Below are 21,876 nucleotides of genomic sequence, written 5' to 3'. Positions count from 1 at the left end.
CTCTTACTGCGCCGGGACTTCTTCTTGTGTCGACTGTGGGATGGGGAACACAATATCGTAGCCCCAGTTAAATAAAAACGCATAGACCAAAAAGAACAAGGACAACCCGGCGTCCAGAATGATCGCATACCAAAGGCCGACCTCCAGCCACCACATGGTGAGGAAAATGCCAATGACAAACAGCACCCCTTCAAAAATACTGGCGTGAATAACCCGCAAAATAACTGTCTTGGCCTGCGCATCACGGTATTTATTGTTCCAGAGATCAAAGAGATAATTAAAGATCAAATTCCACGTCATCGCAATGAGACTGAAGAACACACCCAGCATACCGATCTCGGCCATTTCCAGCCCCGTAATCCACCCACCTAAAAAGGTGGTTAGCAAGATTGCCATAATCTCAAACATCATTGTATGTCGGATACGATCCGAAAGCGTTCTCATTTCCCATACCTCACTAGAAAGCTTTCCAGATAGATAAATTAAACCTACCTATCTTGCAAGAAAGATTTATAGTGGCTTTCAGGAGGCACAATGACAGACAAATATGCCATTAAACAATTACTCAGCCTGATCGACGCCCATTGGCCGGAGGTGTCCTGCGTTGAAAATGATGTGATTATGTGTCTGATCCGCATGAATGACCTGATCATGAACAAGGCTAAGGAAAAACTGGCCCCTCTAGGTCTCACTCACGCCGCCTTTGAAGTCCTGACCACCCTGCGCGCCCTGCCCCATCCACGCCAATTGACGCCAACGGAACTTTATAAATCCGCCCTACTTACCTCCGGCGGGATGACAAAGCTCCTCAAAAGTCTGGAAGAACATGGCTATATCGAACGGGTCTGGCATGAAACAGACAAACGCAGCAAACTGGTCAAGCTGACAAAAAGCGGTGAAGACGCCGCTGCACAAGCGATGGAAGCCGTCTCCATCGGGGACCGTCAAATTCTGGGCGAAACCTTCAGCCAAGAAGAAATGCACAAACTCAGGAATCTCTTTCTCAAAGGACTGGAAAAGCTGGAATAGACCTTCCAGTCCCTCTGCATGCCAATCCTCAATCCGCCTGAACCACACATGACTGTGCAGGCTTCATTTGATCCCAGATAAAGGTTGCTTCCTGACCTTTACTCCAAAAAACTTTACCGGCATTCCCGGTGTATTTGCTGCCACTTGCTGCCGGCGTTGCAACCAAGATTTCCCGGGCATCACCATACTCGATTGCGACACTCCCCAAGGGGAAGGTATCGTAAAATGTTGCCTGAAACTTATTGGCTTTAATATCTTCACAAACGTAGTGATACACCGCGAAGGGGTGCGCTAACATCCATTGCCCCGCCAACAGAGCAATTCGCCGGTCATAAGTATCTTGTACGCAGTTTTTCACGGCATCGGCCGCTTTCCAACACTCGTTCCGGCCTTTAATCCAGCCCCGCTGATAGGCCTGAAGCGTCTTGACCGCCTGACTTGCGCCCTCATCCAATGCTTGGGCTCTACTCACTGCTTTCTTAAAGACAGCATCCATTTTTTGGTCACGGGCCATCAAATCAGGATCATTACAAATCAGCTTTTCCACTTGTGACATTTGGTCCCCCTCACAAGCAAAAGTCGGGGCCGTAGCGGCAGCGCTCTCCCGCAACTTGGTATTCGCCACCCAACCTTGTAAACCGTCGTTTTCGATGTGACACCAGCGTTCCGCTGCGTCTTTCACCCGTTGTTGAGCTGACATTTTTTGCCACTCAGCGAACGACGCACCGCCCTGACAACCTTTATTCACCAGCGCACCATCCCAGCTATAGAGACTGGCAATCTTGTGTGATCTGCTATCCGGTTGATCGAAGACGGTTGCCACCTCCCCCTCACGCACCTGAAAAAAGTCTGGCCCGCTTGCTTCTGCTAAAACTGAGCCGGAAAACAATAATATAAAACCACTAAGAATAGAGAACTTAAGCATATTAACCCTTGATTTAAAAAGACTTTTAAAGATTACGACCACCTCACTTATGTAGCACTTAGAGATCGTTTTCCAACTGTATCTGGAAAGAAAACCCGAACAGGTCTTTATCTTTCGTATTTTCCGAATTAATTTTTCAAAAATACACCAATTATCAAGCTTATCTGAAATGTTAAAAGTACCTATCCGCTTTTCCCAAAGCGCCCCTCACTTGATAGGACAAAACATGAAAGCCATTGGATACGCAAAAGCTGGCACCGTTGCCGCTGCTAAGTTTATTGAATTTGAACAAGAGCCCGCCCCCCTTGGTCCTTATGACCTTGAGGTCGAAATCCACGGTGTCTCGATGAACCCCGTCGACACCAAATTACGCGCCAACGTCATGCCCGAAGACACCCCAAAGGTTTTGGGCTATGACGCTGCCGGTATTGTCACCAAAGTTGGCACCGCCACCAGCCGATTTAAAGTTGGCGATGAAGTCTTCTACGCCGGTGACATCACCCGCCCCGGCACCAACTCTGCCGTACATGTCGTTGATGAACGGATCGTCGGCAAAAAACCAAAGACACTTGATTTTGCCGAAGCCGCAGGCCACCCCCTGACCGCCCTGACGGCATGGGAACTATTGTTTGATAGCCTTGGCGTTACAGAAAATGGCGGCGAAGGGGAATCCTTGCTGGTTATTGGCGGCGCAGGCGGCGTTGGCTCCCTGCTCATCCAGTTGGCAAAAACCTTGACGAAACTCACAGTCATTGCAACGGCATCGCGCCCCGATACAATTGATTGGGTCAAAAAGATGGGGGCTGATCACGTCATCAATCACCGCAAACCTTTGGATGGACAGATCGCCAGCCTCAACCTTTCCCCCAAGTATGTTGCCGCCCTCACAGGTACGGATGGACATTTAAAGGCGATTATAAGCTTGATCAAACCCCGCGGCACCATTGCATTTATTGATGATCCCGTGACCTTGGATATCAAAGCAGGCAAACAAAAAGCACTGCGTTTTGCGTGGGAGTTTATGTTTACCCGATCCATGTTCAATACAGATGACATCGATCAGCAACATAACATCCTGACCCGCATCTCAGAAATGCTGGATAACGGAACCTTGCTTTCAACCGTCACAGCCAATCTTGGTTCCATCAGCGTCGATACACTGAGCGAAGCACACAGACTGCAAGAAACCGGACGTGTCATTGGCAAAAACGTCTTAAAGGGTTTTTATTGAATATAAAGGGGGCCACCACAGCCCCCTTTACCTTTTTCACTTACGAAAAATATAGCGAAACACACTTGCCAACAAAAGCACCAAGCCCACGATGCCAAGCATCACGCTTAGCGGCAGAAAAAAGCTCTCTTGCAAAACCCCGTTTTCATCCAGCCCGCCATAAAATGTGCGTTCCATCAGCTGACAAAGTCCAGCAAGCCCCAAGAGCACAAGGCTCCCCCAGAACAAACGTGATGATTTTAAAGTCATTTCCATACCTTTTTTTAACCCCGGTGATCCAACGCGGGCTGATCTGCCCGCATTTGGTCCGCGATATAATCCATTAACATCCGTACCCGGCGCGCCATAACAGGCGATGGCGGATAAATGATCTGTATTTGCGACGGGGCAACAAGATAGTCTTGCAACAAGGGAATAAGACGCCCTGCGTCCAGATCCTCCTTAATATCCCAATCGGATTTGTAGGCGATGCCATATCCCGCCAAACACCATTCGCGCACCAACTCCCCATCGTTACACATACGGTTCCCATTTACCGGAATTTTGATGATACGACCGTCCACATTAAAGGGCCATTCGTTATCAATGTTCTGTCCAAATCGCATCACCAGGCAATTATGTTTTTCCAGATCAGCCGGTGACTGGGGTGCGCCAAACTCTTCAATATATTGCGGGGTGGCACAGGGAATACGGCTGTTGCTACCAATCTTTTTAATTTTTAACGAACTGCTTTGCAAAGAGCCAAAGCGAACGGCAAAATCAATCCCTTCCCCCGTCATGTCGTTATATTGATCTGACAACAGAAGATCGACAGTGACATTGGGATAAACGCATAAAAAACGATCAATTAAAGGCGCGACACGGTTGCGCCCCAAATCAAAAGGCGCACTGACACGGATCGGACCGGAAATTTGGTCCACGCCCTTTTTTATTCTCGCCTCCAACTCCTCCGCTTCGGCCAGCAAACGGGCGGCCCCGTCCAGAAGTGTGCGCCCTTCTTCGGTGACATGGATGGCCCGCGTTGTTCGTTTAAGCAAGGTCGCCCCGTAATAACTTTCCAACGCGTTTAAACGCTCCGTCACCGTGGCAGGTGACAATCCCATTTCCCGCCCCGCGGCCGCCAAACCGCCTTTTTCAACAATCCGTTGAAAAAGGGCCAAATTCTCTAGAAACATTATTCGGCAAATCCAAATTATAATTTCAAAAAACACTTAATTGTTTACATGATCGGTAAATGACATTCTGTCGTCAAGCAAATATTCCCCTTTCTGATGACAAGGAATTTGAAGATGACCGATCCCCTTTTCACCCCCTATCAACTTGGGGACAATACCCTCCCCAACCGCATTGTCATGGCCCCGATGACACGCGCCAGAACCACACAACCCGGTGACATCCCCAACGAGATGATGGCCGCCTATTACGCCCAACGCGCCAGCACGGGCCTGATCATTTCTGAAGCCACGCAAATTTCCCCGCAAGGTAAAGGCTATTCCTTCACGCCGGGGATTTTCACCGCTGACCAAATCAAAGGCTGGAAGACCGTCACCTCAAAGGTCCACGAAGCAGGCGGGCGTATCTTTTCCCAACTGTGGCATGTGGGCCGCATGAGCCACGAAAGCTTCCATGACGACGGTAAACCGGTTGCCCCCAGCGCCCTGTCCCCAGACGCCCAAGTCTGGGTCGTCAACCCTGAAACAGGCGTGGGTGAAATGGTCGATAGCCCCCTTCCACGCGCCCTAGAACGTGAAGAGATTAAACAAATTGAGCAAGATTATGTGCAGGCTGCACGCAACGCCATTGAAGCTGGCTTCGACGGGGTCGAAATTCATGGGGCAAACGGCTATCTGATTGATCAATTCCTCAGACAAACATCAAACCACCGTAGCGATGAATATGGTGGCAGCCAAGAAAACCGCATCCGTTTTCTCCTCAACGTCGCTCAAGCGATTTGCGAGGAAATCGGCGCCCATAGCGTCGGCGTGCGCCTGTCCCCCTTCATCACCCAGCGCAACATGAATGATCCTGAAATTATCGACACAATCCTGAAAGCCGCTGTCGAACTGGAAAAACTCGGCATCAGCTATATTCACCTGTCTGAAGCCGATTGGGATGATGCGCCGACCATCCCCGAACGTTTCCGTCGTGACTTGCGCGCTGTCTACAGCGGTACAATCATCGTTGCAGGCAAATATACCAAGGAACGGGGCAACCAAATTCTTGCCGACAAGCTTGCTGACCTTGTGGCCTTTGGCCGTCCTTTTATCGCCAACCCGGACCTGCCTTATCGCTTACAACATCAATTGGACCTAAGCCCACTTGACCGGGACACATTGTTTGGAGGAAACGACAAAGGCTATACGGATTATCCCGCCCTTCAAAAATAAACAGCCCCTCCTGACCCGTTTTCTCATCCGGCTTCACCTCCCTGTTGTCGGATCGGGAAACGGGTCTTTTTTTAACAATAGTTAAGACTGGAAGATCCCAAACAAAAAAGAGTAATATTCGGCTTTAAACCTCTTTTTCCTACAAATACAGTGCAGGTCGCAAAATGCAGAAAAGCTATGGCGGTGTCTTTCGCACCCATGCCTCTTCCCTCAAAGAAAAAGCGATCTTTGCCTTTCTACACGCCTTATCCGTAGCGACTTGTCTCATTCTGGCTTTTGGATCATTTTACCAATGGCCCAATCCACAGCGCACCCAGATATTGGCCTTATGCGCCGCCCTATATGGTGCCCGCCACATGGTGACGTTGTTTGTTTTATTAAAACGTAAAGTCGCCCTTTCAGAAGGTATTGGCTTAAGCTTATTTATGGCGTTCTTCGAGATCGGTTTTCTGCTCCTTGGCAGCGGCCTCTTTTCCTCAGAACCATCACCGCTTGACGCAATGGATTTATTTGCCATTGATTTAATATTGGTCGGCTCTTTTCTAAATACAGGCTCCGAACTACAAAGACATATCTGGAAGAAAGATCCTCGCAACAAAGGACGTCTTTATACACGCGGCTTATTTTCTAAATCCATGCATATCAATTATTTGGGAGACAGCATCCTCTTTACCGGTTGGGCAATGCTTGCCGCTTGCGTTTTTGCCTTTTTCATCCCTCTTCTCATTACGGCGCTGTTTATTTTTTACCATATCCCTGCCCTTGACGACTATTTGAAAGACCATTACGGGGCACAATTCGATAGCTACTCGAAAAAGACGGCGAAGTTTATCCCCTACCTTTATTAGCCTTCACGCGGCATCAACAAAAGCGGGGTTTCCAAGTCAGTAAAAAACAAGGCATACGCCATAAACTATGACGGCAAAAACTTTGCCTGCTTTTAGGTTTACAGCATCTCTAAAATGAGGAAAGATAAGGTGCACTATAGGCACTCAATCCTCCCCCATCCCCTGATTGCAAAAGGACACTCCATGTTAAAGCGGATTCTGTTTTGTACGTTAACGCTTGCAACAACCTTAGCGTTCCAAGCGCCACTCAAGGCTGCTGAAACGTTTAAAGTAACTTCCTTTGCCCCACAAGGGGATGTGCGCAATGCTCAACAGGTTCATATCCGGTTTAGTGAGGACGTCGTGGCTTTTGGTGATCCGCGGGATCGCAAACCGCCCTTCACAACCAATTGCACACAAGCTGGGCAACCCAGATGGGTGGATTCAAAAAACTGGGCCTATGAGTTTAAAAAACCTCTTCCCGGTGGGTTACGCTGTGACTTTACGGCCCGTAAAGACCTGACCTCCAAAGCAGGAAAAAAACTTGCCGGAAAATCAAAATACAGCTTCACAACCGGTGGCCCTAATGTTCTCACCAGTTGGCCCCGATCCGGCTTTAAAGAAATTGACAAAGATCAGGTCTTTATCCTCGCCCTCAATGCCCCTGTGGATCGGGCATCCGTTCTGAAACACGCATACTTTGAAGTCGAAGGTATCGCCAGCCGCGTGGATGCGACATTTTTAGCACCTGAAGAGGTGAAGCGCGTCGTCAACAACATGTATTTTTTCGACAACCTGACAGACAAGCCAAAGATCGGCCTCAAAGCCAAGCTCGCCTTCCCTGCCGGTAAAAAGGTCAGTCTGGTCTGGGGCAAAGATATTCAAACCGCGTCCGGCCTAAAATCCGATGCGGCGAAAGATCAAGTCTTCAACTTTACCGTCCGTCCACCTTTCACTGTCAGCCTGCGCTGTCGTCGCAAGGATGAAACACAAGGCTGTGATCCCTTGGGAGATATTCGTCTTTTCTTTAGTTCCTATGTCGAGGCAAGCAAAACCCATGAAATCACTTTGAGTGATGGTAAAGGCAAACCGCGCACACCCGACGCCGGTGTGTCCGGTGTAACGCGCCATACCTTGTTCCGCCCCCCTTTCGAGCCGAACACCACCTTTAAAGTCGATATCCCGCAAGATTTGCGCAGCAGCGACGGCAGCAAACTGGAAACCGACACCAGCGCCCTTGAAATTTCAACAGGTGACTATCCGCCGCTGGCAAAATTCAGTGGCCGTTTCGGTATTCTGGAACTTAAAGACAGCCCCATCCTGCCCATTACTGTACGAAACCTAGAACCGGACCTGAAAATACAGGCCGCAGAAACCCCAACGCCGCAGCCCGGCATTGCCCATCGTTTACAGGATATGATTAAAGGTCTGACCGGCACCACCTTGCGCCTTGCCCCCGATCAATCAGAAGAAAACGCACAGGTACGTGAACAGATCATCGCCTATATGCGCTCGACCGACGATTACGAAGATCACCATATGAGTGTGTTCAAGGAAAATTCAGCACCTACCCCAGCCAAAAAAACCCTGACTATCCCGCACCCCAAAGGCAAGAACCGTACTGAAGTCATCGGCATTCCGCTGGAAGAACCGGGCTTTTATGTGGTTGAAGTCGCAAGCAAAAACCTTGCGGCAGAACTGCTCCATACCGATAAACAACAGCCCGAATATATGTATGTGGCAACAGGGGCGCTTGTGACCAATATGAGTGTTCATATGAAGAGAGGGCGCGAAAACGCCCTGTTCTGGGTGACACAGCTAAATGATGCGACCCCTGTTGAAGGTGCGACAGTGAGCGTCGTTGGATGTAACGGCAAGACGCTTTGGCAAGGCACCACCAATAAAGACGGGGCGGTCCTCACGACTGACGCCCTGAAAGAAAGCAAGTGCGGTAGCGGTTGGGGCGATTATAGTAAAGGTCTATTTGTCTTTGCAGAAAAAGCCGGTGATATGAGTTTCGTTCATTCCTCCTGGAAGGACGGGATTTCCACATGGCGTTTTGCGGGGACCTATCATAGCGCCGATAACCGACAAACACCTATTATCGGTCACACTGTCTTGGATCGCAGCCTCCTGCGGGCCGGTGAAACCCTTTCCATGAAGCACTTTCTGCGCCGTCATCAAGGCGATGGATTTGCCTTGCCAGAAAAGATGGACGACTGGAAAGTTCTGGAAATTGTTCATACAGGCTCAGACAAACGCGTTCGTTTCCCGCTGAACTGGTCAGCCGCCGGCGCGGCCCTCACGACGTGGGATATTCCCAAAACAGCCAAGCTCGGCACCTATAATATCTATCTTAAAAAAGACGCCAAAAGCGATGATTATCAATCGCTGCTGTCCGGCACTTTTGATGTGCAGGAATTTAAGATCCCGCTGACCAAAGGTATTGTCAAAGGACCGAACAGCCATCAGGTGCGCACGACCACCTTGCCCCTTGACCTGTCCGTGCAATATCTGGCAGGCGGCGGCGTTAAAGACCTGCCCGTCCAGCTTCGTACGGAATTTAAAGAGATCCATGCGGCCTTCACGCCCAAAGATCACCCGTCCTATAGATTTAACCAAGGCGCCCCCAGCTTGCAGCCGTGGGAGGCCTTGCGCCGGACCTTGGGCCAAACAGCACTGAAGCTGGATGATAAAGGCATGGCGGAACATCTCATTGCCGATATCCCCGCCTCAACACACGCCCTCAACGTCACATCGGAAATGAGTTACCGCGATCCGAACGGTAATATCCGCACCGTCATTCACCGCCAGACCATTCATCCATCTAACCTGAATGTTGGCGTCAAAGCCGGTGACTGGATCACCAAAGGCGATGCCCTGAATTTTTCAACACTGGTCCTTGATCTGGACGGCAAACCGATTGCCAAACACCCTGTGAGCCTTGATCTGGTCAAGCAAGAGTATATTTCCCACCGCAAAAAACTCGCGGGTGGCGTCTATGGCTATGAACATGAAGTCAAGTTGACGCCACTCGGTCAGTTCTGCACCGGCGTCACGGATGAAAACGGGCGTTTTGACTGTAAAGGCAAGACGGAAGAGTCCGGCAACATCTACGGTGTTGCCAAAATAACAGACGATCAGGGCGTTGACGTGACAAGTCACGCCAGCACATGGGTACCCGGTGAGGATCGCTGGTGGTTTAATGTCGCAGACAGTGACCAAATGGATATCCTCACTGAAAAACGTACGTTCGAACCCGGCGAAACAGCCAACGTCCAAGTCCGTATGCCTTTTAAAACTGCGCAAGCCCTAGTAACGGTAGAGCGTGAAGGCGTGCTTGATTATTTTGTGCAAAAACTCGACGGCACGGCCCCTGTGGTCAATGTGCCAATCGCGGGGAATTACGCACCCAACGCCTATTTAAGCGTTCTTGCGGTGCGCGGTCGTGCGGGGGATATCAAACCCACGGCGATGGTTGATCTGGGTCGTCCCTCCTTTAAAATGGGGATGACGGAGATCGAGGTCGGCTGGCAACGTCACCGACTGGATGTGAAAGTCGAAACCGATAAACCAGTCTATGAAGTCCGCGATACAGCCAAAGTCACCGTTCAAGTGACCCCGCTAAATGGCAAGCCGTTGCCTCAACAGGCGGAGCTGGCCATCGTCGCCGTAGATGCCGGTCTTCTGGAATTGAAAGCCAACAAAAGCTGGGACCTGCTGCGCGGTATGATGGGCCTGCGCGGAAATGAAACCGAGACCTCGACCGCCCAAATGCAAGTTGTCGGCAAACGCCACTATGGGCAGAAGGCCGTGAGTGAAGGCGGCGGTGGCGGCATGTCATCCGCACGGGAAATTTTTGACACGTTGTTGCTCTGGCGCGGCGTTGTCGAACTGGATGAGAATGGACAAGCCGTTATCGATGTCCCGCTCAATGACTCCCTGACCAAGTTCAAGATTGTCGCGATTGCGTCAGCCGGGCCAGATCAGTTCGGCACAGGCGAAACCAGCATCACCACAACGCAAAACCTAATGGTCTTCCCCGGCATTGCCCCCTTGGTGCGTGAAGGCGACCAAATCGATACCCCTGTGACGCTTCGCAACACCACAAAGGAAGCGATGGACCTGAATGTCGCGATAAAGGTTGAAGGACTAAATCTCACATTGCCGGTACAAAACCTGATCTTGCCAGCGGGAGAAACGAAAATCGTCAATTGGGATCTGAAGATCCCGCACAATTTGTCGCACCTCGGCTATGAAGTGAAAGTTACCGCCGGTGATAAAACAATGGACCTGTTGCGCTTTGACCAAAAGGTGATCCCGGCCCATCCGGTGCGCACGTTGCAAGCGACCCTCAGCCAGCTTAACCAGCCCTTGACCCTCAGCGCAAAAAGACCCGAAGGCGCCGTTGAAGGGCGCGGTGGCCTGCGTGTCGAACTCAGCAACAGTCTGGTTGACGCCGGATTAGGGGGCGTCATCGCCTATATGAAAGACTACCCTTATAGCTGTTTTGAACAGACAACCTCTAAAGCTCTCACGTTGGATGATGAAACAGCGTGGGATCAGCACATGTCCCGTCTGGACAGCTATCAGGACCAACAGGGGCTGGTCAAATACTTCCCCACTATGCGGCGTGGCAACATCACCCTAAGCGCCTATGTTCTGGCGACAGCACAGGAACGGGGCTGGCAGATACCTGCTGAGCCGAAAGACAAGATCATCAGCGCGTTGAAGTCCTATGTCACAGGTCGTTTAAACCATACCGGCCGATTTGTGGACGAATATCGCAACATCATCAAGCTGCAAGCACTGGAAGCGCTTAGCCGATATAACGTGGCAACACCCAAGATGCTGCAAAGCCTGGATATCATCCCTAAAAACCTGCCCACATCCGCCTTGATTGACTGGGTTTCCATTCTCCATCGTGTGGAAGGCATAAAAGACGGTACAAACCTACGCGACCAAGCCGTTAACCTGTTACGCTCGCGCATCCGCTTTGATGGACGCATCATGCGCTTTGCCACAGGAACCGAAGATAACATGTGGTGGTTTATGGTCGGCGGCAACGTCAACGCCAACCGTCTGGTATCCATTGCCCTTGAGTTTAAGCTCTGGCCCGAAGATCACGCCCGCTTCATCGAAGGGGCACTGGCACGACAAGAAAAAGGCCATTGGCAACAAACCACCGCCAACGCCTTGGGGGCTTTGGCCCTGCGCAAGTTTGCCAATGTCTATGAAACCGAGGTTGTGACAGGCACCACCGAAATCAAGCTTGACACCACCCAAGAAAAAGTCGTTTGGCAAGCGGATAAAAACACCTACAACAGTGACTTACCATGGGCGACAACCGGTAAAGAACAACACCTGACTGTCGACCATAAGGGCACCGGCGCCCCTTGGGCGTCTGTTCTGAGCCGAGCGGCCTTACCGTTTAGCGAGGCCTTTAACGCAGGCTTCCAGATCGATAAAACCGTAAGCGCCATCACCCGTCGTACACCGGATCAATGGAGTGTCGGGGATGAAATTCGCGTGCGCCTGAGCGTCACCTCCCCCGCCCCAATGACGTGGGTTGTTATTAACGATCCCGTCCCGGCCGGGGCGACCATCATGGGACGTGGACTGGGCGGGGATTCTGCCTTGGCCCAAGCGGATGAGCGCAGCTCTGGCAACGCCGAACTTTCTTATAAAGAACAAGCATTCGACGCCCTGCGCGCCTATTACTCCTACGCGGGACAAGGGGAGTGGTCGATTGACTATACCTATCGCTTAAACACGGCGGGGACTTTCCAGCTCCCGGCCACCCGTGTTGAAGCCCTTTATAAGCCGGAAATGTTTGGAGCCCTGCCCAATGCGACACTTGTTGTCCACCCCTAAGCAGGCGATCCTTTGGGCGGGGGTGATCTTCATCCTCGCCCTCGGCATTACGGGTTTCACCCTCGCGATACCGGAAGTCCCCAGCTTTGACGATATCCGCGACAGCCATAAAAGCTCGGAAAGTACGTTGCTGGATCGCCATGGTGAGGTGCTGCATGTCAGCCGTTCCGATTTTAGCGGCCGACGACTGCGCTGGACACCCTTAAGCGACATTTCCCCTGCCCTCATAGATAAAGTTCTACGGGCCGAAGATCAGCGTTTTTTTGATCATGAGGGCGTGGATTTTCTGGCGATCGCAAAAGCGGCAAGCGCGCTACTCACCCTTGATCGCCCACGCGGGGCCAGCACCATTACGATGCAGCTTACAGGCTTTCTCGCCCCCAGCCTTGCGCCCCGCTCAAGCGGGAGAAGTATCTTACAGAAATGGCGACAAATGCGTATGGCTTGGGACTTGGAACAGACATGGACCAAACGGGAAATTCTGGAAAGTTATCTCAATCTCATTACCTATCGCAGCGAGTTAAAAGGTATCGCGGCGGCGAGTAAAGCTCTGTTCGCCAAAGCCCCGTCTGGTCTGAACACGCCGGAATCTGCAATCCTTGCAGCCCTCATCCGCGGCCCCAATGCCAACAAAGCACGGGTGGAAAAGCGCGCCTGCCTGTTGCTGGTAGATGATTGTGAAGGCTTAAAAGACCTGATCACAAGCGCCCTAACCCCACCTTATCAGTTCCCGCCCCTTGCCCGTGCCGCCTATCACGCCTTTCAACGTCTGCATGATCCCAACACATCATCAGAAACCATCCATTCGACACTGGACGGCCCCCTACAACACTTCGTGAATGAAACTGTGCGCGGGCAAGTCGCTGGACTGACGGACCAAAACCTGCAAGACGCAGCCGTCCTTGTAGTTGACAATAAATTAGGCGAGATCTTGGCCTATGTCGGCAGCAGCGGCAGCTTATCCGATGCACAATATGTCGATGGAGTCCAAGCGCGCAGGCAAGCAGGCTCCACCCTAAAACCTTTTGTCTATGGACTTGCTATTGAGCGAAGGTATCTGACAGCCCCAACCTTACTGGAAGATGGCGCCATTGAAATCCCGATTAGCGCAGGGGGTGTCTATCGCCCCCGAAATTACGATTCCACATTTCATGGTCCCGTAACGGTGCGCGAAGCCTTGGCCTCGTCCCTCAATACACCTGCTGTGCGCGCGATCCTTACGGTCGGAACAAATGAGGTCGTCAAACGCCTCAACACCCTTGGTTTCAAAAACCTGATGGCACCGGAATTTTATGGTGCCTCCCTCGCGCTTGGCAGTGCCGATGTCACCCTCTGGGAGCTCACAAACGCCTATCGCACCTTGGCAAATGGCGGGAGAACCTCCCCCCTGACCTTCAAGGTCGACGACAAAACAAACTCGGCCCATGTCCAAAGCGAAGGCGCAAGCTACATCATCACCTCCATTTTGTCAGACCGACTGGCCCGCGCTTTGGGGTTCGGGTTAAGCTCCCCACTCAACACCCCTTATTTCAGCGCCGTTAAAACCGGAACCAGCAAAGACATGCGCGACAACTGGACCATTGGATATTCCAGTGACTATACCGTTGGCGTTTGGGCAGGCAATTTTTCAGGGCAACCCATGTGGAATGTCAGTGGCGTATCCGGTGCTGCCCCGATTTGGCGGACCATCATGGATTATCTGCATCGTGATCAACAGAGTGTGCCGCCCTCCCCGTCGCCCGATGTCGTCACTCAAACCGTGAGCCATCACCCTTCCGGTCGAGCAGTTGAGGAGTTTTTCCTCGACGGCACCCAACAAGGCCAAGTCAGTACCGTCTTAAAACAGCGAGCCAAAATCATTTACCCCACGAACGACACACTTCTCAGTGTTGATCCTGATATTCCCGCCTCCTTGCAGAAAATCCATTTTCAGGCGAGTGGCCTAGGCGACAGCGACTTTATCTGGCAGCTCAACAAAACCAAAATGGGGCAGACCAACCAGCCGTTTTACTGGTCCCCTGCCCCTGGTCACTATACCCTCAGCCTTACCACCGCTTCCGGGGAACAAATGGATGAGGTGCGCTTCACCGTTCGCTAATATTAAATGCAATGCAACTTATGAATACCCGGAATATTTTGAATACGGCGACGCAACGTCTCCAACCCTTCTTTTTGCAAAGCGCGACAGGTAACCATCACGCAAAACACACCATTGTCGCGCGATCCAACCTGCAGATCATCCAGATCAAAGCTCATCACGCGGAGCAAATCCAACACCCGCGGGATATGTTCAAGGGGGGTATTCGTATTAAAGTTTAAGCAGTTCATTTAATCCTCCATAGGTGCCAGAGTATAGGGATTGTTAAACAAAATTTGCTTTCAAAGGTTAGACAAAATACCATATAAAGCAGGATAAACTTTTTCAGAAATCCACTTTAACAGAATTTTATTTCAGGAAAATGAAATGGACAAAAATCTAGATGCCATTGACCTGCGTATTCTCAAAGAATTGTCCCGCGATGGACGCCTCAGCAATAATCAGCTTGCCGAACGGGTCGGCCTGTCCACCAGCCCCTGCTGGCAACGGGTCAAGCGCCTTGAGAAAGAAGGCTATATCGAAGGCTATATTGCCCTGCTGAATTCTGAAAAACTGGGCATCACTGAACTTGTCATTATCGAGGTTACATTAGAGCGCCATGACGAAAAAATACTGGAAGAATTTGGTCGCGCCATGATCAACATCCCAGAGGTGTTAGAAGTCTATCTCACCACGGGGGAATATGATTATCAGATCAAGGTCGCCGTGAAAGGCACCAAGGGATATGAAGAATTTTTGCGCGAAAAACTCTACAAAATCCCCGGCATCCGCCATTCCCGCTCCAGTTTCACTTTGCGCTGCCTCAAAAAATCCCACTCGATCACGCCAACTGCTTAACCCTTTGAGAAACGCTCATCGCAAAGAAAAGCCCCGCAATACTGGGTTCTCCCACTGCTGCTACACAAACTGGAACCTCGCGACGAAGACGGGCCAACTTCCTTTTGCACATCATCGCCGGGTCCTGAGGCTTCGTCTTCTTAAACTCGGGGGTGCGTTTGCAACTTATTACATCCTCCTGTAGTCAACATAATTACCTCAGGAGACACACCCAATAGGTTTATGAGACAAAACCTGCCTGCTAGAGAAGCCTAAGCCCGTCAAACAGACGTGGCATTTCTGGGATTATACGACTACCGCCTACTGAAGGCGGTCCATCTTAAGAGTCGCGCGCAAGCGCATTCCAAGGATTTCTGATATATTGCGATATAATTTTGTCGCAATTGTCGGATACAAACGAAGGGCTTTTTGGACCTGCTCTTTATTTAAAGCAACAACCTTTATATCATCGTCGGCAATCACTGAAGCCGTACGCATGATATCACCGGAAAAACCAGCTTCCCCAAAAACATCCCCTGGCGCGAGCTTTGCTAAAGTGCGTGCTTTGTTCATATGTTCATGTTGCACGTACGCCGAACCAGACACCAAGACATACATTTCCTGATCCATATTATCCTGACGAATAATGGTTTGACCTTTTTTGTAATCGCGTAAGTCACACAGAAGAATAACTTTACGGATTTGAAATTTACTCATTCCCTTAAAGAGAGGACTGGACATAAGGGCATCAATGCCGATATCCAATGCCAAGATATCCCATATCCCCACCAGATGAACATTGCGCAGAAAAACGGGCGTGATCACGAGATCAGAAATCATCGCCGTAAAGAGTGCAATCGCACAAAGTGTCCCAAATTCTGAAATCACACTAAAATTCGACCCCATGAAAATCATAAACGTCGCAGTCAGTGAAATAGACGTCGCAACCACACCAATGATTTGTGATCGCACAGCCAACCGTGTGGCTTTCCATGTATCGAGTTCATTTTTACTATGAGTAGAATAGCTGGTGAGCAGGTGAATTGTATCATCAACGGCAATACCTAAGGCCACAACCGCCACCAAAATAGTCCCTGCATTTAGGGTAAAGTCAAACACGGCCATAGCAGCAAAAGTCACTAAAGCCGGCAAAACATTGGGGATCAACGACACAACCCCCAACGGCAGAGAGGTGTACATCAGAGTAATCAACGCTAAGATCACAAGGACGACGAAGCCAAAAGAATAGATCTGCCCTTTAATTAAGGTCAGCGATGCCGAGTGAATCAATAAATTCTGACTGGTAATCTCATAGGTCAGGCGCTTATCAGTAATACGATCAATTTCAGTCTTCAAGATTTCCAGACGGTCTAAAATTTCAGTCGATTTCAGCAAATTATGTCGAACGATAATATTTGCTTTTCGAAAATCAGACGTAACAAAGTTTTTGACATCACCACGATTAAAGAAAAGCAGGTACTGTTCTATGAGCGCCGCTGAATCTGGAATTTCATAGCGGCCTTCTCCATTGGGCGACCATTCACGGTGCACATATGACACATGATCAGCAAGAGATAAGGTCTTATCATAATCACCTGCACCATCCAGAAACTGTTGTATTTCTTGCAGGACCTTTAAGTTTTGGGGCTGTTTAAAGGCTCCTCTTTCCCCGCCGTCCAAGACGATGCTAAACGATTGCAAGCCCGAAACATCCCGGTGCATGACCTGCGTTGCTTTAACGATAGGGTTATCAGGATGGAGAAAGCTGATCGGGTCATTCTGGGGTTTTAAGGTAAGGGCAATCCCCCCACAAACGAGGCTGACCACAATACTTAGTGCCACAATGACCTTACCATGGTTCTCAGTCAAATAACTGAAAAGCCGGTCAACCTTTCCGAAAAAGCCATCAAGTTCAGAACCATCCGATACCAGTTTTGTTTTTTGAGGGCCAAAGAGCGACAAGTATAAGGGGACGACCAACAAGGTCACGATCATATTCAGCACCATCCCCATGGCCGTGGCATAGCCAAAATCAGACAGTAACTTAATGTCGCTAAACGCACTCGAGCCAAACCCTAATGCGGTTGTCCCTGCTGTTAATAAAGTGGGAAACCCGACTTTCTTTAACATAAATTTCACTGCATTCTTGCGGACATTATCACTTTTTACAGCGACCCCCTGCAAGTAGCCAGATAACATATGCGTATCTTCTGTTGATCCAACTGCGATCAAAAGAGCAGGTAACCCTGCACTCAACATATTCACCGGTATGCCCAACCAGCCCATAACACCAAAGGTCCAAACCATGCTCAAACCAGACGTCATGAGGGGAAGAATGGGCGCACTTGGTGTTCGTAAAAAAACGATCGTGAACAAAATGAGAATGGCAGCCGCAATAGGGGTAAGCCGAAGCATATCTTCCCCCATCCCACGCTTTGTACCAGTGATAATGCGCGGCGGGCCAATTTGGAAAACTTCATCAAATTCAGCATTCAGAGGTGTGATTAAGTCTTCTATGGTTTCATAGGCCAATCGCGGAAGACCATCATCGCCCCATCTCGGTTTAATAATAACGTTTATAACCGCAGCTTTATGGTCTTTACTTAGGAAGTTATTGATAACAAAGGGGTTCTTTAGTGCATTATCAAAAGCGAGGTCGATTTCTTCCTGCGTTTGTGGCGTTGTGTCCATAAGGGGGGAAGAATCAAGGTCACCATCAACATTGCGCATATTGGCCGCGGTAAAGAGACTATCTACGCGTTCAACAAAATCTAAATCTTGAATGGTGTAAGTGAGTTCTTCAATACGTGCCAACTTCTCCGAGGTGAACAAGTCAGTATCACGGAGATAGATTAAGGTCATATAGTCGGAACCAAAAAGCTCGACCGATTGATCATAAGCTTGTTTGCTTGGTGATGTCGGATCAATGAGGGAATTATATCCAGCATCCATCTTTAGATGAACCACACCACTTCCAAATAAGACGGTGGCCAAAATAAGACCAACAAACGCAAAAATGCGATGATTAGCACCGAAACTTATAATCTTATTTAACATATAGTTCAGACCCTACAGAGACTCAGTTTACCCAGTTGAATACCCAGTCCACAAATTTACTTCATGTGTTTTCTTTTTGTGATGTAGCGATGTTTGAATATTTCTTCTGGAACGTCTTCTTGCTTGAAACTGCGTTCCATAATCTTGCTAATTGTTTTGTGGTCTTCTTTAAAGTTTACCATCACGGATTCATCTGTACGCCATCCCTCACCATCAATCGGGCTAGACTTGGTAACCGTGAGGGTTTTGATGTGTTTTTTTGAGCGGCGTTCGAAGAATTTTACAATATCTTGAAAGAAATTATCTTTGCGAATATATATTTCGCGGTAAGTGTATCCGGTACTTTCTTTGGTCGCTTGTGCCTCAGGAAAGGCCCAAATCACATAATAATCAACATTATCTATTGTTTGGTCTGCTTGGCGTTCGTACCGAAAACGATCAAGGTTTTCAGCGACTAAATCTTCGTTGGCAAAATCCGTTCCCAGAAAATAGTTGCGCTTGCCCCCACCGACAATGCGTTTTAATGACTTAGTTGCAGGTAAGAAGGTCCATTGGTCGTCATCACCGTCATTTCGTTCCCACGTCAACATGGCAACACCTTTGACCCCTGCGGGACTATCAAAAGTCAAAAGGTACTTTGACAATCCATCTTCCAGCTCTGCGGCAAAACGACGCAAAGTACGCACTTCTTCATTTCCACTTGCATCAACTAAACGCATCTCTTCCACACTATATTCATACGGGCGTTTATGACGTTCTGACACAGTCGTCATGATTTCGCGTCCCGTCAGGTCTTCTGCATAAGAAATCCCGTTCAGCCCAACGCCATACAGCAGCACACTTAACGAAGCCAATTTAACTAATTTCATAATCATTTCTTCATTTCCCTCTGTATGAGTTTATACTTTTTTAAAAGCCAAAACGGCATTCAGCCCGCCAAAGGCAAAAGAGTTACATAAAGCAACATCGACTTTTCCGTTTCGTGGCGTGTTCGTGACATAGTCCAAATCACATTCAGGATCTTGCTCGTTATAATTTAAAGTTGGCGCAATGACGCCTTCATTCATCGCCAGCAAAATACTCGAGATTTCGATACCTGCGGCAGCCCCTAGCGTATGCCCATGAATGGGTTTTGTCGAAGAAACGGCTAATTGTTTCGTCTGCCCATTAAAAACTTTTTTGATCGCCTCGGTTTCGCAAACATCATTCAACTTTGTCCCTGTGCCGTGGGCATTAATGTAATGCACATCTTGCGGATTAAGTTGAGCATCCTTCAAGCACCGTTCAATCGCTTTTTCTACCCATCTCTGGTTTGGTGCGAGAATATCCGACCCGTCAGATGTCATGCCGATACCAATGATTTCAGCAAGAATATTTGCCCCACGTGCTTTTGCTGCCTCATACTCTTCCAAAACGTAAACACCCGCCCCTTCACCAAGGACAATGCCGCTTCGGCTTTTACAGAAAGGGCGACAGGCATCTCGCGAAACCACACGCAAAGCATCCCATGAACGATAAGAACTACGCACATGGGTGGATTCAGTTCCCCCCGTCACCGCACGTTCCGCTAACCCCGCACGAATGAAAAGAACCGCTTGCGCAATGGCATGCGCGGATGAAGAACAAGCACTAGACGTCGCAAAAGAGGGGCCATGAAGACCAAATTCCATGGCGACTTGACTGGCAGGCGCACTCGCCATCATACGCGGAATAGCCATTGGATGAACACGCTTGGGTCCCAAGACGAAATTTTCTTCAACAGTGTCTAAACCACCGATGCTAGAACCCAATACAGCGGATGTCGTCTCTCGCACTTCATCGCTCAGATCCAGTCCAGAACTTGCAACAGCCTCTCGCGCAGCCACAACAGCATATTGTGATAAGGGATCTAATTGTTGTTTAATCCTGGCAGGATCAAAATGATCTTCCGCCGTGAAGTCTTTCACAGGTGCGGCATGGGTCATTGTAATACCATCGAAGGTCCCTACAATTGAACGCACACCGCTGCGCCCTTCCCGCATAGCCGAAAAAAGAGCCTCTCTGCCAACCCCCAAACCGCTGACATAACCAGCCCCGGTAATTACAACACGACGAGACATTTCTATCCTTTCGGCGTTATATCAATATTGTTTTCTTCGATATGTTCGCGAACCGCTTTAGCGACATCACCAATTGTTTCAAATGTTTTATTTTCAAAATCTTGGGGGATTTCAAAATCAAACTCATCTTCGAGTTCAAAGATCATACAAAGCAAGTCGGTTGAATCGACCCCAATGCTTTGAAAGTCTGTTTCTAAAGTCAAATCATTCACATCTTTGACAGTACCTTTTGCAAATGCTTCCAGCACTCTTTGTTCCAACGTTGACATGCCTTGCCTACTCCTTCAGTTCATTTATCTATGATATTGTTTTTTCGAAAATTCTATACGTCTTGTACGGTTTATAATGACCGAGTGCCAACAGGCGTTGGACGGGTTTATTGTCTTCTAAAACCCACGAGAGCTCGCCAAATTTATAACCGAGGCGGTTTGCATTTTCTTTCATTTCTGCCAGCATTGCAGCCAGCGCAGTAAAACCACTTACCGTGCCGTGGTGTTCTTTTCGAACACCCGCCAAAATAACGCGCCCGCTTTTTAACCCCTTAACTTTCAAGCGCCAGAGAATTTTCAACCATCCAAAGGGAAGTAACTTACCATTTAAATCGCCAATCGCTTCATTTACATTGGGTAACCCAATCAAAATTCCGCTTGGAATGTCATTAATCTCGACAATCAAAGCAAGTTTAGGCTTCAAGATCAGCTTCATATTTGCAGAAATATGTTTCATTTCAGCGTCCGTGAACGGTATAAAGCCCCAATTTTCGGACCAAGCATCCGCAAAGATATCAAAAACCAATTTAACTTCTTCGTCATATCGCTTTAAGTCAACGCTTCGAACACGAATATGCGTATCGTTTTCTGTTTTCTTTAAAAAACGATCTATTTGAGGTTGGCGTTTCTCGGATGTGTCTACATAAAAGGCATGTAAATCTTTGCATTTACCATAACCACACGCCGCTATATGTTGGCTATAATAGGGTTCTGCATGCCCCATCATTAACATTGGAGGGTGCTCAAAACCGTCCACAAGCATGCCACATTCTTCATTTGTAGAGAGCTGGAAAGGGCCCCGCGCCCATTTCATGCCTCGTTCATGAAGCCATTCTTCGGCTGTGTTAAGCAACGCCTGAAAAACACTGACGTCATCGACCCCATCCAAATAACCAAAATGCCCGGTGGCATCATTGTATCTGTCTAAATGACGTGGATTAATTTGGGCGCTGATCCGACCAACCGGCACACCGTTGCGCCATGCGACCCAAAACGCCGCTTCACCATATTCAAAAAAAGGATTTTTTTCAGAATCTATGCGCTCAAGGGATTCCATATCTAGGGGAAAAACCCAATTTTGCTTACCTGCATGTAGAGTTTTCGGGACGCTGACAAAAACTTTTCGATCTTGTTTGGTTCGAACCTCTGTTAATTTTAATTCGCTCAAAGGTTCTTCCACCCTATTAGATATTATTTTAAAGCGATTCTATCATTGATATCCATTAGACAAAACCGTTAGCGTACTCTAACCATCGCCCCTGAC

At 49.0% G+C, this 21,876-nt stretch carries 17 protein-coding genes; 7 read left to right on the top strand and 10 right to left on the bottom strand.

Going from position 1 to position 21,876, the window contains the following annotated elements; translation table 11 throughout:
- Positions 1-3 precede the first annotated feature (3 nt).
- On the bottom strand, positions 4-444 hold the full coding sequence (locus tag Q397_RS0114470) for a PACE efflux transporter (RefSeq protein ID WP_028880023.1): 441 nt from the start codon (positions 442-444) through the stop codon (positions 4-6).
- Between the two features lie 90 nt (positions 445-534).
- Here Q397_RS0114470 and Q397_RS24325 point away from each other — a divergent pair, with 90 nt between their 5' ends.
- Complete coding sequence (locus tag Q397_RS24325; RefSeq protein WP_028880022.1) at positions 535-1,029, top strand: MarR family winged helix-turn-helix transcriptional regulator; 495 nt, start codon at positions 535-537, stop codon at positions 1,027-1,029.
- Between the two features lie 28 nt (positions 1,030-1,057).
- Here Q397_RS24325 and Q397_RS24320 read toward each other — a convergent pair whose 3' ends face one another.
- Positions 1,058-1,954, bottom strand: coding sequence for an MliC family protein (locus tag Q397_RS24320; RefSeq protein ID WP_051610075.1), 897 nt, complete (start codon positions 1,952-1,954; stop codon positions 1,058-1,060).
- Positions 1,955-2,180: 226 nt separating this feature from the next.
- Between Q397_RS24320 and Q397_RS0114455 the strand changes: the two genes are divergently transcribed.
- A complete protein-coding gene (locus Q397_RS0114455) occupies positions 2,181-3,185 on the top strand; it encodes a zinc-binding alcohol dehydrogenase family protein (RefSeq protein WP_028880021.1) in 1,005 nt (334 codons plus the stop codon).
- Positions 3,186-3,221: 36 nt separating this feature from the next.
- Here Q397_RS0114455 and Q397_RS0114450 read toward each other — a convergent pair whose 3' ends face one another.
- Complete coding sequence (locus Q397_RS0114450; protein WP_028880020.1) at positions 3,222-3,434, bottom strand: DUF3955 domain-containing protein; 213 nt, start codon at positions 3,432-3,434, stop codon at positions 3,222-3,224.
- Positions 3,435-3,448: 14 nt separating this feature from the next.
- The gene (locus Q397_RS0114445) at positions 3,449-4,360 is read right to left on the bottom strand and encodes a LysR family transcriptional regulator (protein WP_028880019.1); all 912 of its coding nucleotides are present in this window, start codon (positions 4,358-4,360) and stop codon (positions 3,449-3,451) included.
- Between the two features lie 114 nt (positions 4,361-4,474).
- Here Q397_RS0114445 and Q397_RS0114440 point away from each other — a divergent pair, with 114 nt between their 5' ends.
- The 4 genes from Q397_RS0114440 (at position 4,475) to pbpC (ending at position 14,371) form a co-directional block, all read left to right on the top strand.
- Positions 4,475-5,572: an alkene reductase gene (locus tag Q397_RS0114440; RefSeq protein ID WP_028880018.1), complete on the top strand. Its 1,098-nt coding sequence runs from the start codon at positions 4,475-4,477 to the stop codon at positions 5,570-5,572.
- Positions 5,573-5,736: 164 nt separating this feature from the next.
- A complete protein-coding gene (locus Q397_RS0114435) occupies positions 5,737-6,420 on the top strand; it encodes a DUF1295 domain-containing protein (protein WP_028880017.1) in 684 nt (227 codons plus the stop codon).
- Positions 6,421-6,603: 183 nt separating this feature from the next.
- A complete protein-coding gene (locus Q397_RS0114430; protein ID WP_028880016.1) occupies positions 6,604-12,273 on the top strand; it encodes an alpha-2-macroglobulin family protein in 5,670 nt (1,889 codons plus the stop codon).
- Positions 12,248-14,371 (top strand): penicillin-binding protein 1C, encoded by a 2,124-nt coding sequence (pbpC, locus tag Q397_RS0114425; protein WP_038014141.1) that lies wholly within the window; start codon positions 12,248-12,250, stop codon positions 14,369-14,371. Before Q397_RS0114430 ends, pbpC begins: the two co-directional genes overlap by 26 nt.
- Positions 14,372-14,373: 2 nt before the next feature.
- Here pbpC and Q397_RS0114420 read toward each other — a convergent pair whose 3' ends face one another.
- Positions 14,374-14,601, bottom strand: a complete 228-nt coding sequence (locus tag Q397_RS0114420) for a hypothetical protein (protein ID WP_028880014.1) — start codon at positions 14,599-14,601, stop codon at positions 14,374-14,376.
- A 136-nt stretch (positions 14,602-14,737) separates the two neighbouring features.
- Here Q397_RS0114420 and Q397_RS0114415 point away from each other — a divergent pair, with 136 nt between their 5' ends.
- A complete protein-coding gene (locus tag Q397_RS0114415; RefSeq protein ID WP_028880013.1) occupies positions 14,738-15,208 on the top strand; it encodes an Lrp/AsnC family transcriptional regulator in 471 nt (156 codons plus the stop codon).
- Between the two features lie 300 nt (positions 15,209-15,508).
- Here the strand turns inward: Q397_RS0114415 and Q397_RS0114410 are convergent, their stop codons facing one another.
- From Q397_RS0114410 to Q397_RS0114390, 5 genes are read right to left on the bottom strand one after another with little or no spacing between them, the layout of a single operon-like run.
- Positions 15,509-18,244 (bottom strand): MMPL family transporter, encoded by a 2,736-nt coding sequence (locus Q397_RS0114410; RefSeq protein ID WP_028880012.1) that lies wholly within the window; start codon positions 18,242-18,244, stop codon positions 15,509-15,511.
- 56 nt (positions 18,245-18,300) lie between these two features.
- Positions 18,301-19,113: an outer membrane lipoprotein-sorting protein gene (locus Q397_RS0114405; protein WP_169738004.1), complete on the bottom strand. Its 813-nt coding sequence runs from the start codon at positions 19,111-19,113 to the stop codon at positions 18,301-18,303.
- Between the two features lie 30 nt (positions 19,114-19,143).
- Positions 19,144-20,343: a beta-ketoacyl-[acyl-carrier-protein] synthase family protein gene (locus Q397_RS0114400; protein WP_038014122.1), complete on the bottom strand. Its 1,200-nt coding sequence runs from the start codon at positions 20,341-20,343 to the stop codon at positions 19,144-19,146.
- A gap of 2 nt (positions 20,344-20,345) precedes the next feature.
- Positions 20,346-20,612 (bottom strand): acyl carrier protein, encoded by a 267-nt coding sequence (locus Q397_RS22750; protein WP_051610070.1) that lies wholly within the window; start codon positions 20,610-20,612, stop codon positions 20,346-20,348.
- Positions 20,613-20,640: 28 nt separating this feature from the next.
- Positions 20,641-21,780: a hypothetical protein gene (locus tag Q397_RS0114390; RefSeq protein WP_028880009.1), complete on the bottom strand. Its 1,140-nt coding sequence runs from the start codon at positions 21,778-21,780 to the stop codon at positions 20,641-20,643.
- Positions 21,781-21,876: the final 96 nt, after the last annotated feature.

Source organism: Terasakiella pusilla DSM 6293 (assembly GCF_000688235.1).
GTDB lineage: Bacteria > Pseudomonadota > Alphaproteobacteria > Rhodospirillales > Terasakiellaceae > Terasakiella > Terasakiella pusilla.
The sequence above is the reverse complement of the archived record's forward strand: the minus strand, read 5'-3'. Positions and strand labels throughout refer to the sequence as shown.

Coding starts and splice junctions, on each gene's coding strand:
- Q397_RS0114435 (WP_028880017.1), top strand. CDS start 5,737: ATGCAGAAAAGCTATGGCGGTGTCTTTCGCACCCATGCCTCTTCCCTC.
- Q397_RS0114440 (WP_028880018.1), top strand. CDS start 4,475: ATGACCGATCCCCTTTTCACCCCCTATCAACTTGGGGACAATACCCTC.
- Q397_RS0114420 (WP_028880014.1), bottom strand. CDS start 14,601: ATGAACTGCTTAAACTTTAATACGAATACCCCCCTTGAACATATCCCG.
- Q397_RS0114470 (WP_028880023.1), bottom strand. CDS start 444: ATGAGAACGCTTTCGGATCGTATCCGACATACAATGATGTTTGAGATT.
- Q397_RS24320 (WP_051610075.1), bottom strand. CDS start 1,954: ATGCTTAAGTTCTCTATTCTTAGTGGTTTTATATTATTGTTTTCCGGC.
- Q397_RS22750 (WP_051610070.1), bottom strand. CDS start 20,612: ATGTCAACGTTGGAACAAAGAGTGCTGGAAGCATTTGCAAAAGGTACT.
- Q397_RS0114400 (WP_038014122.1), bottom strand. CDS start 20,343: ATGTCTCGTCGTGTTGTAATTACCGGGGCTGGTTATGTCAGCGGTTTG.
- Q397_RS0114410 (WP_028880012.1), bottom strand. CDS start 18,244: ATGTTAAATAAGATTATAAGTTTCGGTGCTAATCATCGCATTTTTGCG.
- Q397_RS24325 (WP_028880022.1), top strand. CDS start 535: ATGACAGACAAATATGCCATTAAACAATTACTCAGCCTGATCGACGCC.
- Q397_RS0114405 (WP_169738004.1), bottom strand. CDS start 19,113: ATGAAATTAGTTAAATTGGCTTCGTTAAGTGTGCTGCTGTATGGCGTT.
- pbpC (WP_038014141.1), top strand. CDS start 12,248: ATGCGACACTTGTTGTCCACCCCTAAGCAGGCGATCCTTTGGGCGGGG.
- Q397_RS0114450 (WP_028880020.1), bottom strand. CDS start 3,434: ATGACTTTAAAATCATCACGTTTGTTCTGGGGGAGCCTTGTGCTCTTG.
- Q397_RS0114455 (WP_028880021.1), top strand. CDS start 2,181: ATGAAAGCCATTGGATACGCAAAAGCTGGCACCGTTGCCGCTGCTAAG.
- Q397_RS0114430 (WP_028880016.1), top strand. CDS start 6,604: ATGTTAAAGCGGATTCTGTTTTGTACGTTAACGCTTGCAACAACCTTA.
- Q397_RS0114445 (WP_028880019.1), bottom strand. CDS start 4,360: ATGTTTCTAGAGAATTTGGCCCTTTTTCAACGGATTGTTGAAAAAGGC.
- Q397_RS0114415 (WP_028880013.1), top strand. CDS start 14,738: ATGGACAAAAATCTAGATGCCATTGACCTGCGTATTCTCAAAGAATTG.